At 64.3% G+C, this 12678-nt stretch carries 11 protein-coding genes; 4 read left to right on the top strand and 7 right to left on the bottom strand.

Annotated features, from left to right (window positions below; genetic code table 11):
• Nucleotides 1-38: 38 nt before the first annotated feature.
• Nucleotides 39-692, bottom strand: a complete 654-nt coding sequence (locus ACQZF9_RS21300) for a TetR/AcrR family transcriptional regulator (protein WP_428310969.1) — start codon at nucleotides 690-692, stop codon at nucleotides 39-41.
• A gap of 281 nt (nucleotides 693-973) precedes the next feature.
• Between ACQZF9_RS21300 and ACQZF9_RS21295 the strand changes: the two genes are divergently transcribed.
• The gene (locus ACQZF9_RS21295; RefSeq protein ID WP_428310968.1) at nucleotides 974-2311 is read left to right on the top strand and encodes a S41 family peptidase; all 1338 of its coding nucleotides are present in this window, start codon (nucleotides 974-976) and stop codon (nucleotides 2309-2311) included.
• 96 nt (nucleotides 2312-2407) lie between these two features.
• On the opposite strand, the gene ubiB is transcribed toward ACQZF9_RS21295, so the two are convergent.
• The 4 genes from ubiB to ACQZF9_RS21275 are packed head-to-tail and all read right to left on the bottom strand — an operon-like array spanning nucleotide 2408 to nucleotide 5845.
• Nucleotides 2408-4033, bottom strand: coding sequence for a ubiquinone biosynthesis regulatory protein kinase UbiB (ubiB, locus tag ACQZF9_RS21290; protein ID WP_428310967.1), 1626 nt, complete (start codon nucleotides 4031-4033; stop codon nucleotides 2408-2410).
• Nucleotides 4030-4668, bottom strand: coding sequence for a ubiquinone biosynthesis accessory factor UbiJ (locus tag ACQZF9_RS21285; protein WP_428310966.1), 639 nt, complete (start codon nucleotides 4666-4668; stop codon nucleotides 4030-4032). The genes ubiB and ACQZF9_RS21285 overlap by 4 nt, the downstream gene beginning before the upstream one ends.
• Nucleotides 4665-5438, bottom strand: a complete 774-nt coding sequence (gene ubiE / locus ACQZF9_RS21280; protein ID WP_428310965.1) for a bifunctional demethylmenaquinone methyltransferase/2-methoxy-6-polyprenyl-1,4-benzoquinol methylase UbiE — start codon at nucleotides 5436-5438, stop codon at nucleotides 4665-4667. Before ubiE ends, ACQZF9_RS21285 begins: the two co-directional genes overlap by 4 nt.
• Nucleotides 5435-5845, bottom strand: coding sequence for a gamma-butyrobetaine hydroxylase-like domain-containing protein (locus tag ACQZF9_RS21275; RefSeq protein ID WP_428310964.1), 411 nt, complete (start codon nucleotides 5843-5845; stop codon nucleotides 5435-5437). The genes ubiE and ACQZF9_RS21275 overlap by 4 nt, the downstream gene beginning before the upstream one ends.
• Nucleotides 5846-6011: 166 nt before the next feature.
• Between ACQZF9_RS21275 and ACQZF9_RS21270 the strand changes: the two genes are divergently transcribed.
• The 3 genes from ACQZF9_RS21270 (at nucleotide 6012) to ACQZF9_RS21260 (ending at nucleotide 9333) form a co-directional block, all read left to right on the top strand.
• Nucleotides 6012-7376: a S8 family peptidase gene (locus ACQZF9_RS21270; RefSeq protein WP_428310963.1), complete on the top strand. Its 1365-nt coding sequence runs from the start codon at nucleotides 6012-6014 to the stop codon at nucleotides 7374-7376.
• A 115-nt stretch (nucleotides 7377-7491) separates the two neighbouring features.
• Entirely contained in the window at nucleotides 7492-7974 is a 483-nt protein-coding gene (locus tag ACQZF9_RS21265; protein WP_428310962.1) for a hypothetical protein, read from the top strand.
• A 294-nt stretch (nucleotides 7975-8268) separates the two neighbouring features.
• Entirely contained in the window at nucleotides 8269-9333 is a 1065-nt protein-coding gene (locus ACQZF9_RS21260) for a Fic family protein (RefSeq protein ID WP_428310961.1), read from the top strand.
• Between the two features lie 251 nt (nucleotides 9334-9584).
• Here ACQZF9_RS21260 and mnmE read toward each other — a convergent pair whose 3' ends face one another.
• Together mnmE and yidC are read right to left on the bottom strand one after the other, a co-directional pair.
• Entirely contained in the window at nucleotides 9585-10940 is a 1356-nt protein-coding gene (gene mnmE / locus ACQZF9_RS21255) for a tRNA uridine-5-carboxymethylaminomethyl(34) synthesis GTPase MnmE (protein WP_428310960.1), read from the bottom strand.
• A gap of 28 nt (nucleotides 10941-10968) precedes the next feature.
• Nucleotides 10969-12672, bottom strand: coding sequence for a membrane protein insertase YidC (yidC, locus tag ACQZF9_RS21250; protein WP_428310959.1), 1704 nt, complete (start codon nucleotides 12670-12672; stop codon nucleotides 10969-10971).
• Between the last annotated feature and the right edge of the window lie 6 nt (nucleotides 12673-12678).

The raw sequence follows: 12678 nt of genomic DNA, 5'->3' as shown, positions 1-12678 counted from the left end.
CTCCTCCTAAGCTAAAGAAACCGGGTCGCGCTTTCGGCTCAGGCCGACAGCCGCTCGCCGGCGGCGCGCGGCGTGTTCGGCAACTCGCCGGCCGGTGTCGGGCCGGGGATCAGCATGCGGATCAGGAAGCGCAGGTAGTCGTTGAAATCGCTGCCGGTTGGCAGCGCGTCGGGGTTGTCGCGGCGCATGCGCACCGTGCCGATATAGGTGGAGTAGGCCAGCGTCGCCCAATGCTTGGCGCCGGTCTGGTTCATGCCCAGCGCCTTGTAGGCGTCTTCCATGTAGGCGCGCCAGCACTCGGTGACACGCTGCACGCAGGCACGCGCGGCGGCGTTGTCCGAGCCCGACAGCGCCAGCAACACGCGCTCGCTGCGCTGGTCGGTATTCGCCAGCTGGAAGAACAGCGAGTGCAGACGCTCGCGGGTGTCGGCGCCGTTTTCGGCACGGGCGATGGTGTCGGCCGTCTCGTAGCGCTCCCACAGTTCCAGCGCCGCATGCAGCAGCGCCTCGCGATGCGTGAAGTGCCAGTAGAAGCTGCCCTTGGTGACGCCCAGGCGCCGTGCCAGCGGTTCCACCGCCACCGCCTCGATGCCGTTTTCGGCGATCGCGTCCAGCGCCGCCTCGGCCCAGTTGGCGGCGGTCAGCGTGGCGCGCGGTGCATTGCGCGGCGGAGTCGAGTTCTGAGTTTCCATGGTGCTTAGGTTATCCGTACGGCGGCGTATTGATCGGTATTGTAGCGATACGCCGGAGTATGGGACAAACAGTACGAGTGTTCACTTGCCGCTGCGCCAATGCTGCCGGTGCAAGCGGCGAATGGAGCGATTGGACGTGTCGGTAATTCGGGCGCGGACGGCGCGCGCCGATGATCGGCTGGGGATCGTGAACCGCCCCGGAACGGCGGGGTCTGTATGCTATCGTCGTTGATCCCCGCGTCCCGTTTTCCTCCTCCTATTCGTTGCGGAGTTTCGAGTACATGCCTAATCGGCTACGTGTTCCGCTGGCCCTGGCGGCCGGTGTGTTTCTGGGCACCTGCGTCACGCTGACCACCGGCGTGTTCGCCGAGCGCAGCGCCACCCCGGCGGCGGGCGCCTTGCCGGTCAAGGATCTGCAGAACTTCGTCCGCGTGATGGAGATGATCAAGCAGGGCTACGTCGAGCCGGTCGACGACAAGAAACTGCTCGACGATGCGCTGCGCGGCATGCTCGCCGGCCTCGACCCGCACTCGGCCTATATGGCCGGCGAGGAATACACCAGCTTCGAAACCAGCATCAAGGGCGAATTCGGCGGCCTCGGCATCGAGGTGCAGATGCAGGACGGCCTGGTGCGCGTGATTTCGCCGATCGATGACACGCCGGCCGCCAAGGCCGGCATCCAGCCGGGCGACTTCATCGTCAAGATCGACGACACGCCGGTGAAGGGCCTGTCGCTGACCGACGCGGTCAGCAAGATGCGCGGCACGCCGGGCAGCAAGATCGTGCTGACGGTGGCGCGCGAAGGCGCGACCGCGCCGATGATCTTCGATCTCAAGCGCGACAACATCAAACTGGTGTCGGTGCGCAGCAAGCTGCTCGAGCCGCAGTTCGGCTACGTGCGCATCAGCAGCTTCAACCAGAAGACCGGCGAGTCCTTCGAGAACGAGCTGAAGAAGCTGATCAAGGATTCCAAGGACCAGCCGATCAAGGGCCTGGTGCTGGATCTGCGCAACAACCCGGGCGGCGCGCTGGACGAGGCGATCCGCGTCGGCGACGCGCTGCTGACTTCGGGCCCGATCGTGTCGGTGCGTTCGCGCGATGCCGAAGAAAACCGCGAGTTCGACGCCAAGAGCGGTGACCTGCTCGACGGCAAGCCGGTGATCGTGCTGATCAACGGCGGCTCGGCGTCGGCGGCGGAAATCGTCGCCGGTGCACTGCAGGATCAGAAGCGCGCGATCCTGCTCGGCACCAAGAGCTTCGGCAAGGGCAGCGTGCAGACCATCATGCGTCTGTCCGACGACTCCGCGATCAAGATGACCACGGCGCGCTACTACACGCCGTCGGGCCGCTCGATCCAGGCCGAAGGCATCGATCCGGACGTGATCGTCAAGCCGCTGAAAGTCGCCAAGGACGACTCGCAGCCGGACTTCGACGCGATCAAGGAAGCCGACCTCAAGGGCAGCCTGCTCAACGAGAAGGAAAAGAAGATCGACCAGGCCGCGATCGATGCGGCGAAGAAAATCGACGAGGACGAGCAGAAGCTCGCCACCACCGACTACCAGCTGTTCGAGGCGCTGACCCTGCTCAAGGGCTTGAGCGTGGTCGCCAGCCGCAAGTAGTTTTTCGCAGCGGTGAAACGAAGCGGGCCGGACAAATCCGGCCCGCTTTTTTGTTGCTTTTTCCCGCGTTTCACCGGGGCTACATCGATTGCCTGGTCAGCGCTTGCGCGCGCTCCACCACACCGCGACACCGGCGACCGCCAGCACGATCGCGGCAATCGGTGCGTGCTGATGATGCTGATGCAGGCTGCGGGCAACCATCAGCAGCGCGCCGCTGATGATCAGCGTTGCGCCGACCAGCATGCGGCTTGAACGCTTCTGCTGCGCCTGCATTTCCAGCCGCAGTTCCTCGATCGAACGACGCATGCCGGAATCGAGACCGCCGCCGCGTTCCAGCGTGCGCACCACTTGCTGCACCAGCACCGGCAGCGATTCGGCCAGCGCCGGAATGTCCTTGCGCGCCTGGCTCAGCCAGCGCGCCGGGCCGACGCGGCTGCGCATCCACTCTTCCATGATCGGCTTGGCGGTCTTCCACAGATCCAGTTCCGGATACAGCTGGCGACCGAGGCCTTCGATGTTGAGCAGCGTCTTCTGCAGCAGCACCAGCTGCGGCTGCACCTGGTAGTTGAAGCGCCGCGCGACCTGGAACAGCCGCAGCAGGAACACGCCGAACGAAATCTCGCTGATCGGCTTCTGGTAGATCGGCTCGCAGACGGTGCGGATCGCGGCCTCGAAATCCTCCAGCCGCGTCGTCGCGCTCGGCACCCACTCGCTTTCCAGATGCAGCTCGGCGACGCGCTTGTAGTCGCGGTTGAAGAAAGCCAGAAGATTTTCGGCGAGGTAACGCTGATCGAAAGCCGACAGCTGGCCGACGATGCCGAAATCCACCGCGATGTAGCTCGGGTCTTTCGGATTGGTCGCGTCGACGAAGATGTTGCCGGGATGCATGTCGGCGTGGAAGAAATTGTCGCGGAACGTCTGGCGGAAAAAGATTTCCACGCCGCGCTCGCCCAGCACCTTGAAGTCCACGCCCATCGCGCGCAGCCGATCGAGTTCGCGAATGCTGATGCCGCGGATGCGCTCCATCACCAGCACGTTCTGGCGGCAATGGTCGAAGAACACCGCCGGGTGATAGATCAGCGGCGAGCCCAGCCAGTTGCGCCGCAGCTGCGCGGCGTTGCCGGCCTCGCGCATCAGGTCGAGTTCGTCGAACACGATTTTCTCGTACTCGGCGACGATCGCGCGCGGCCGTATGCGCCGCGCCTGCGCGCTGAATTTCTCGGCGAGCTCGGCGCACAGGTACATCAGCTGCACGTCGTCGTGTATGGTTTTTTCGATGCCCGGCCGCAGTACCTTGACGACGACTTCGAAGCCCGGATCGTTCGGCGCGGTCGGCTTCAGCCGCGCGGTGTGAACCTGCGCAACCGAAGCAGACGCCAGCGGTACCGGATCGAATTCGTCGAAGACATCGCTGATCGGTTTGCCGAGCGCCGCTTCGATCAGCCTGATCGCCTCGCTACCTGGAAACGGCGGCACGCTGTCCTGCAGCTTGCTCAGCTCGATCGCCAGATCCGGCGGAATCACGTCGGGACGCGTCGACAGCGCCTGACCGAGCTTGATGAACACCGGGCCGAGTTCTTCCAGCGCCAGGCGCAGGCGCTCGCCGCGCGGGCGCGGATCGGGCCGCGGCTTGCGCCCCAGAAATTCCTGCAGCCGGTAGCGCTGAATGACGCGGTGTATCGTCCACAGGCGCGGGATGCGATCAAGCTTGATGCTGCTCATGCGGCGCGATGCTCGCTGTGGTTCCTGCTGCTGCGTTCCAGGCGCGACAGCCGCGCCTCGATGCGATCGGCGTGCTCGCGCAGACGATCGACGGCGTCCATCCATTCGACGACGTCGACACCGCGCGCCAGGTCGCGCGTTTCCTCGACCAGATATTCGGCGGTGTTCTGCGCCATCGTGTTGCTGCTGTTGCGGCCCCAGTTGAACAGCGACTTCAGGCCCTGCGCGGCGCGATGCGCGGCACCGTCACCGAGCAGCGGCGCGATCCACTCCTCGATGTCGAAACCGACGCTGGCGAGCAAGCGGCGGAAACGCTGCAGCACCTCGGCGTCGCCTTCGACGCGCAGGCCGGCCGGCAAAGTCGTGTCGCCCGCGACCAGCTTCGTCGCAAGCCGCGCGAACGCAGGCGGCGGTCCGATCAGTGAAACGCTGGCTGGCGCCGGACTCTCATTGATCACGCGCACACCGCGCGCGTCGAACTCGATGAACAGCTGCCAGTCGAGCCCTTCGAGCTGATACGCAATGCGCTGCGAAGACAGCGCCGCGCATTCGGCGAGCGCGGCGGGTTCGATCTGCAGATAGCGGTTGAGCGCGACTTCCAGGCTGGCGCAGACCAGTGTCGGCGCCGGCCTCATACGTCGAGTCGGAAGCCGCGATGCACGGCGACGATGCCACCGGTCAGGTTGTAGACCTGGCAGCGCTCGAGGCCGGCGTTTTCCATCATGCCCTTGAGCGTGTCCTGGTCCGGATGCATGCGGATCGACTCGGCCAGGTAGCGATAACTCGCTTCGTCGCGCGCGACCAGCTTGCCCATCAGCGGCAGCAGCTTGAACGAATACTGGTCGTAGAGTTTCGACAGGCCGGCGTTCAGCGGCTTGGAAAATTCCAGTACGAGCAATCTTCCGCCCGGCTTGAGGATGCGCTTCATCGAGCGCAGCGCGGCGTCCTTGTCGGTGACGTTGCGCAGGCCGAAGCCGATCGTCACGCAGTCGAAGCTGCGATCGGCGAACGGCAGCATCTCGGCATTCGCCTGCACCACCGGCAAGCCGACGACGCCCTGGTCGATCAGCCGGCGGCGGCCTTCGCCCAGCATTGCCGCGTTGATGTCGCTGAGCACAACCTGGCCGCGCGGGCCGACCTGCTTGGCGAACTCGCGGGTCAGGTCGCCGGTGCCGCCGGCGACGTCCAGCACTTTCTCGCCCGGGCGCACGCCGGCCAGATCGATGACGAAGCGCTTCCACAGCCGGTGCACGCCCATCGACATCAGGTCGTTCATCACGTCGTAGCGACGCGCGACCGAGGAGAACACCTCGGCGACGCGCTTCTGCTTGTCGGCGACCGGCACCTGCTGGAAGCCGAAATGCGTGGTGGACGCGGACTGGGTGTCGTTGGGGTCTTGGCTCACGGCTTGGCCGGGTAGTGCTTCTTGGGCAGGGCGGCCAGTTTAACGATGTCGCTGTCGCGGGACATGTTCAGCGCGGCGAGCCGCTCGAGATAGGTCGCCCAATAGCGTTCGTGGTTCATCGCCAGGTCGTGCAGCACGTCCCAGGAATACAGACCGGTGTCGTGGCCGTCGTCGAAGCGCAGGCGGATGGCGTACTGGCCGATGGGCTCGGCCGCGGTGACGCCGACCTCGCGCTTGCCGCCGATCAGGTTGGGCTCGGCCTGGCCGTGTCCCCAGACTTCGGCCGAGGGGCTGAACACGCGCAGATACTCGAAAGGCAGCTCGTGAACACTGCCGTCGGCGTAGCTCAGCGACAGCAGGCGCGAGCGCTGGCGCAGCTTGATCGCGATCGGGCGGGGCGGGGACATCGGCGAATGATACGGGCGGCGGCGGCTCGCGGGGCTGCCCGCCCCCCGGGAAAACCCTCTGTAACCGACCAGGTATTTGCAGTTACTTTCGGATACGGGCGCCGCACAGGCCCGGACCATCGCCAGGGGAACGCCCCACCGGGGCCTCACAAGGGAGAGTGTGCATATGAAGAGCAAGCTGCTTTTAGTCTCGCTGCTGGCTGCCGCTGCCGGCAGTTTTTGCCTCGACGCCAGCGCGGCCGGACGCCCCGAGCTGATCAAGGCCGGCCTGGACGCGCAGCGTCCCTATATCACCGGCGAACTGCTGGTGCAGTTCAAGGCCGGTACCGCGGCAGCCGACAAGGCCGCGCTGCTACGGCAGGTCGGCGGCAGCGTGCAGCAGAACCTGGTTCGCGGCGGCCGCGGCCAGCTCGACCTGGACCGCGTCTCCTACGCCGGCAACGTCGCGATCGAAACCGCGATCCGGCTGCTGCAGGCCAGCCCGCGCGTCGACTTCGTCGAACCCAACTGGGTCTACCAGCACGACGCGGTGTCCAACGATCCCTACTACCTCGACGGCTCGCTGTACGGCATGTACGGCGACGCGACCACGCCGGCCAATATCTACGGCTCGGGTGCTGGCGAAGCCTGGGCGGCCGGCACCACCTGCAGCAACAAGATGATCGTCGGCGTGATCGACGAGGGCGCGATGTACACGCACGAGGATCTGGCGGCGAACTTCTGGACCAATCCCTACGATCCGGTCGACGGCATCGACAACGACGGCAACGGCTATGTCGACGACATCCACGGCTGGGACTTCGCCGGCAACGACAACAGCACGTTCGACGGCTCCGGCGACGATCATGGCACGCATGTGTCGGGCACCATCGCCGCGGTCGGCGGCAACGGTATCGGCGTGGCCGGCGTGTGCTGGAAGGCCAAGATCATCAGCGCCAAGTTTCTCGGCAAAAAAGGCGGCACCACCGCCAATGCGATCCTGGCGATCGATTATCTGAGCGACCTGAAAACCCGCCATGCGCTGCAGATGCCGGCGCTGAACAACTCCTGGGGCGGCGGCGCGTTTTCGCAGGCGCTGCAGGACGCGATCGATCGCGCCGGCGCGGCCGAAATCCTGTTCATCGCGGCCGCAGGTAACGACGGGGTCGACGGCGACGTGTCGCCGCACTATCCCTCGTCCTACGACAGCCCGACGATCGTCTCGGTGGCGTCGATCGACAGCAGCGGCGCGCTGTCGAGCTTCTCCAACTACGGCGCGATATCGGTCGACATCGGCGCGCCGGGCTCGGGCATCGTGTCGACGGTGCCGTCCAAGGCCGTGGACGTGAGCAAGATCAAGTCGAAGTACGCCAGCTACAGCGGCACCTCGATGGCGACGCCGCACGTGACCGGCGCGGTGCTGATGCTGTCCTACCTGAAGCCCGGCAAGACCGCGCTGCAGCTCAAGGACATGCTGATCGCCAAGGGCACGCCGACCGCCTCGCTGGACGGCAAGACCACCAGCGGCAAGCGCCTGAATCTCGGCAACTGATCGCCGCAGATCGACCGCGCGTTTGAACGAAGACCCGGCCCTGGCCGGGTTTTTCGTTTGCGGCGCCGGGGCACGCCGATGCAGTAAGGTGGGCGACCCGACCCAGGAGATCCGAATGCGCCTGACCTCGATCGCCGCGGCTGTTGTTCTCGCCAGCGCCAGCTCATTTGTCGCCGCCGCCGAGCCGGAGCCGTGTACCTCGCAAAGCTGCAAGGCCGGCAGCCACGCCCGCACATTCGCCGACAAGAGCGACCCGTACTACGCCTGCCCGTCGAAGGAGCTGTCCGACTACATCACCGCCGTGATCGGCATCACCGCGCTGAACCTCGCCGCTGGCACCCTGCCCAATGTCTCTGACGAAACCGGCGAGCCCGAACTCAGCGGCAAGGCCAAGGCGGTGGTCGACGGCTATCGCAGCGAGGCCAGAGTGCATTCGCTCGATGAAGCGGTCGCGCGCTGCGAACCCGGCGCCAACAAGCGCAGCGTGACGGTACTGAACATGCCGGCATCGCCCAGCGCGATCTCCGCCTACGTGCTCGACGAATCGCGCCACAAGACCTACTGGCTGCCGATCGCGCATCTGGATCGGCAGAAATAGCGCGCAACCGGGCGGCAGGCGTGGACGAGCCGTCTATTTGCCGATGCAGAAGCTGGCGAACGGATCTAAGCCGCTGTTTCTTAAGCCTGGCATTAAGAAATAGAGCCGCCGCTATACAAGTCGATACCGACATGTAAACAGAACGCGCTTTTTTATACATGTGGATCGGTGGATCGGGGCGGGCCTCGAAAACCCGTATCCCTCCACGCGTAAACGCCTCGGCGTAAATCTATACATGTCTGATACTGTGTGTATAGAAATTGTGTTTTTCTATACATGTAGGCCGGACTGCCGATGACCACGCTCGCTCCCCTCGATAACCTGGATGCGGTCCGCTTCGAGACGCCGGCGGTCCTGAAAAAGCTGGCCAGCGCCAGCCGCCACCTGGCGGAGCTGAAAGGCCTGGTCGCCTCGATTCCCCACCAGGGCATCCTGATCAACACCCTCGGCATGCAGGAAGCCAAGGACAGCTCCGAAATCGAGAACATCGTCACCACCCATGACGAGCTCTACCAGGACGCCGCCTCGCCCGACAGCACAACCAACCCGGCCGCCAAGGAAGTGCTGCGTTATCGGCAGGCACTCTGGCGGGGTTATGAGGCGGTGAATTCGTCGGGCCTGCTCACCAGCAAACACATCCTCGAAATCCAGGCAGAACTGGAAAGCAACAAGGCCGGCTTTCGGAAGGTGCCGGGCACCGCCTTGAAGGACGGAGCCGGTCGCGTGATCTACACGCCGCCATCGCCGCAACTGCTGCCCGACCTGATGACCGGCCTTGAGAAGTTCATCAACGACCCGGCGCTATCGGATCTGGACCCGCTGATCCGCATGGCGCTGATCCACCACCAGTTCGAGACCATCCACCCCTTCTACGACGGCAACGGCAGAACCGGCCGCATCATCAACGTGCTGTATCTGGTCAAAGAGGGGCTGCTGGACATCCCCGTTCTCTACCTGAGCCGGTACATCGTCAGGACCAAGTCGGACTATTACCGCCTGCTGCAGACGGTCCGTGAAAACGACACTTGGGAAGAGTGGGTGATTTACATGCTGACCGCGGTTGAAAGCACGGCGCGCGAGGCGATTGCCATGGTCACCGCGATCAAGCAAGCGCTGCTCGACGTGAAGCACCGAATCCGCGACCAGCATCCGAAGATCTACAGCCAGGACCTGATCAACAACCTCTTCAGTCACCCATACACGAAGATCGAGTTCATCCAGGAAGATCTCGGCGTCTCAAGGATTACCGCCACCAAATACTTGGAAGCCCTCACGGCGAGCGGCTTCCTAGTCAAGAGAAAGGTGGGGCGGAGCAACTACTACATCAATAAAGCGCTTAATGCGATTTTGACCAAGTAACAGATCGCCGACACCCACGAAAAGCCGCGAGATACAGATCCGGATATCTCCCACCGAGAGGTTCGTCCCGGCTCTTGGAGACAGCGGCGGACTTTGGAGGGATCATGTCGACCCGGTTCGCAACGATCAGCAGACGATCTTGTGCGTAGTCAAAGAGGCGCTTAAGCAGGTCGCGATAATCGCTTCAGGCGGTCGCGCTGTTTCGGCCCGCCTCTTTTACCTTGTCCAATAGCGTCCATCTGTATCCAAACCTATTTTCCGATGCAGAAGCTGGAGAAGATGGTGCCGAGCAAATCATCGGTGCTGACGGCGCCGGTGATTTCGCCCAGCTGTTGCTGAGCCAGCCGTAGTTCTTCGGCGATGGTTTCGGCGGCCTGCTTGCGCTCCAGACCTTGATGCGCGAGCCGTGCGTGCTGGCCGCAAGCGTCGAGTGCGACGACGTGGCGGGTGCGGGCGGTGAAGCTGCTTTGCTTGTCGGCGGCGCTGCTGTTCCAGCCGGCAAGTGTGCGCAGCTCGTTACGCAGCAGATCGAAGCCGGCGCCGGTGGCGGCGCTGACTCGGAGTTCGACTGCTCCTGATGTTTCGTGACGCTGCGGCGCGGCGCCGCTCAGATCGCATTTGTTGCGGATCAACAGCCGCGGGATTTGCGAGTCCAGGCGTGCGAGCAGCTGCTGATCCGCCGTCGCGTCGCCATCGCGATCGTCGACGACGAACAGGATGGCCTCGGCTTTTTCCAGCGCATTCCACGCGCGGCGTATGCCTTCGCGCTCGATCGGATCCTGGGTGTCGCGCAAGCCAGCGGTGTCGATCACGGTGATCGGCAGGCCGTCGATGACCAGGTGTTCGCGCAGCAGGTCGCGCGTGGTGCCAGCCTGTTCGCTGACGATCGCGGCGTCGACGCCGGCGAGGCGATTCAGCAGGCTGCTCTTGCCGACGTTGGGCTGGCCGGCGATCGCGACGATCAGGCCGTCGCGCAAGCGGCGTCCCTGCAGGGTCTGCTTCTGCAGCAGCGCGAGTGCCTGGCGCCATGTGGCCAGTCGCTGATGCAGCTGCGCATCGGCGAGCCAGTCGATGTCTTCATCGGAGAAATCCAGCGCGCCTTCGATCCACGCGCGGATCTGCATCAGCTCGTCGGCGAGCGCCCGCACCTGTCGCGAGAACTCGCCTTCGAGCGAGCGCTGCGCGGCGGTGACGGCTTCGCGACTCGAGGCGTCGATCAGATCGGCGACCGCTTCGGCCTGTGCCAGATCGAGACGGCCGTTGACGAAAGCGCGCTCGGAAAATTCGCCGGGCCGCGCGACTCGAGCGCCGGCATAGCAAGCGGCCTGTAACAGCAGATCGAGCAGCACCGGCCCGCCGTGCGCCTGCAGTTCGACCAGGTCTTCGCCGCTGTAGGAATTCGGCGCGATGAAGGTCAGCACCAGGCCGCGATCCAGCACGTTGCCGTCGGCATCGCGAAAAGCGCGCAGGCCGGCCTGTCGCGGCGGCGGCAGGGAGCCGCAGATTTTTTCGGCGATCGTGCGCGCCTGCGGTCCGCTCAACCGCAGCAAACCGATCGCGCCGCGTCCGGCGGCGGTCGCGATCGCGGCAATGGTGTCCGTCGTCACGACCGCATTCCCATTGCGGCTTAAGACACTACTTCGAGGTCTTCAGCTTGAGCTGTTCTTCGCGGGTGATCTTGTTGGTCACGTAGTACTGCTGGCTGATGCTGATGATGTTGGACACGCACCAGTACAGCACCAGACCCGCCGGGAAGAACGCGAAGAAACCGGTCAGCGCGATCGGCATCACGTTCATCATCTTCTGCTGCATCGGGTCCATCGTCGCGCTCTGCCCGGACAGGCGCTGCATCACGAACATGCTGATGCCGTAGATCACCGGCAGCACGAAGAACGGATCGGGTGAGGTCAGATCGTTGATCCACAGCGCGAAGTCGGCCTGGCGCAGCTCGACGCTTTCCAGGAACACCCAGTACAGCGCGAAGAACACCGGCATCTGCACCAGCAGCGGCCAGCAGCCGGCCAGCGGGTTGAAGCCTTCTTTCTTGTACAGATCCATCATCGCCTTGGACATGCGCTCGCGATCACCGGCGTAACGCTCTTTCAAGTCGGCGATGCGCGGCGCGAACTTGCGCATTTTTGCAGCAGACCGGTATTGCGCCGCCGACAGCGGATAGAACGCGACCTTGACGATGATCGTCAGCAGGATGATCGCGACACCCCAGTTGCCGGTGTAGTGATGCAGCTTTTCCATCAGCCAGAACAGCGGCTCGGAGATCGCGGTGAGGAAGCCGTAGTCGACCGTCAGCTCCAGCCCCTTGGCAGCCTTGCCGATCGAGTCCTGCAATTTGGGGCCGACGTAAAGTTTGGTGGTGAACGTCTGCTCGGCCTGGGGCGCGATCGTCGCCACCGCGCCGAGGTACTGCGCGACGTAACGCTGATCCTTGCCCGGCTTGCCTTCGAAATGATTCTTCTGATCGCTCGGCGGCAAAATCGCAGCGACGAAGTAGTGCTGCAGCATCGCGATCCAGCCGCCGGTCTGGTCGACGCTGTAGCTTTCCTTGTCCAGATCCTTGAACGAATGCTTGCGGAAGCGATAGGCGTCCGAGCCGGGCTTGGCTTCATACACGCCGAAACCGGTATAGGTGTGGACGAAGCGCGGCTCTTCTGCGACCGGCACCGGCGTGCGCACGATGCGCACATACGGGCTCGCGGTCAGCGGCTCAGCGCTGCCGTTGACGACCTGCTGGATCAGCTCGATTTCGTAGCTGCCGCGATGAAAGCGGTAGGTCTTCACCACCTTGTTGCCGGCGGCGTCGGTGCGCTGCAGCGGCACGTCGAGCGTGTCGGCGCCGTCGGCCATTTTGTATTCGGACTGGGCGCTGCTGAATTCGTCGAGATGGCTGCCCAGCGCCTTGTCCGAGCCGGCGACGCCGCTCTGCAGCACGTAGAAATGGCCGTCGCGGTCATTGAACAGCGGCACGTTCTTTTCGGGCTGCTTCTTCGACAGCGGATAGCCGATCAGCTCGAGCCGACGCAGGTCGCCGCCGAGGCTGGCGATCTCGCCGACATACAGATCGGTGCGCACTTCGATGCGCGCGTGCTGGACCGGCGCCGGCGCGTCACCGGGAACCGCCGGCGCCGTCGTTGCGGTATCCGGCACGCCGATGGTCGGCACGTCGCTGTCGCTCTTGGCGTTCTCGGCCAGCGTCGCCTGGGTTGCCGCGGTGTCCGGCGGGCTCAGCTCCGGCTTCGGGCCGTGTTCGGTCTGCCACGCCTGATAGATGAAAAAGATCAGCACGCCGAGCACGGCAAGCAGGATAAAGCGACGGTTTTCCATGAGGTT

Source organism: Hydrocarboniphaga sp. (assembly GCF_965279055.1).
In the GTDB taxonomy this organism is placed as follows: Bacteria; Pseudomonadota; Gammaproteobacteria; order Nevskiales; family Nevskiaceae; genus Hydrocarboniphaga.
This window is presented reverse-complemented; position numbering and strand designations above follow the sequence as displayed.